We start from the raw sequence: 1,017 nt of genomic DNA on the forward strand, positions 1-1,017 counted from the left end.
TTCGAGCACGCTCTAATAAGGTGCCTTCATTTTTACGGTATTCCAGAATAACAAACGTAGAGTCATTCCCCAGTGGACGATCATTTTGCGGGATAGCAACTGGAAACCCTACCCTCATCTCTTGCTCAGTAGTCCAATAAGACATCCCTTCAAGAATTAGAGCTGAAAGGGCTGAATTTAAGAACAAACTGTTAGCAGCACTCGCCATCGTTAACTGAGTCACCATCGATTTCTCGATGACGATACTTTCTCGTTGATAACGTGAAGCTTTAATGTTTTCTAATCGTTGCTTCCAAGGAAGTGAAGGTGGCGCGCACTCTGGATTCAGTTTGTTCTCCCAGTATGTTTCATCTGCAAGTTTTTTAGTGTTATCTTTTTCGGTTTCTTGGTTTGAAACAGGCGCTTGATTCGTGCTGATCTCTTGCAGTTGATCGCTATTCTTTTTCAGTAACTCAGAAAGAATAAGAGAATGTGTTCTTCCATCAACGATTAACGCATCAAAGCTTGTAAATACAACTGTTTGATAATCCAACTCCGATTCAGGTAATTGGATTACTGATACAGACCAAGGAGACCTTGAGAGATCGTGCATCGCATGATTACTTGCCACGCGAATTGTTTCTATTTCTTCCAGTGATTGTTCAATGGAAAGGTGTCGAAGATCGTGAGAATGAAAGTTAAGAACTGCTTTAGCAGAGACATGCTGAAGAAGCTTATGCTCATCTATATGCGTGCGAAGTGCGTCGAATTTTTTAACTAACAATTTTAAGCGGGATTCAACCAAACTTGAGTCGATCTTGCCTCGGTATTCCCTGAATTCATGCATTGCAGTGCCACCCATCGGAATCTGAGTGGAGCGACCTAAGAGATAAGATTTTTGAAGTTCAGTCAATGGCTTAGGTGATGCGCTATTTAAAGGTAGTGAAGGGCAATCAAATCCCAGATTTGCCAACGTCTGTTCCAATGAGAGATGGATGCTTTCGGGTTGCTGCCAACGATCTTACAATAGCTATAAAC

1 protein-coding gene is annotated in these 1,017 nt (G+C 41.7%); it reads right to left on the reverse strand.

The features are described from left to right. A partial coding sequence (locus tag RH89_RS15440) for a condensation domain-containing protein (protein ID WP_004403915.1) occupies positions 1–952 on the reverse strand: 952 nt, incomplete at its 3' end. Positions 953–1,017 lie beyond the last annotated feature (65 nt).

This window comes from Vibrio nigripulchritudo ATCC 27043, assembly GCF_000222685.1.
In the GTDB taxonomy this organism is placed as follows: domain Bacteria; phylum Pseudomonadota; class Gammaproteobacteria; order Enterobacterales; family Vibrionaceae; genus Vibrio; species Vibrio nigripulchritudo.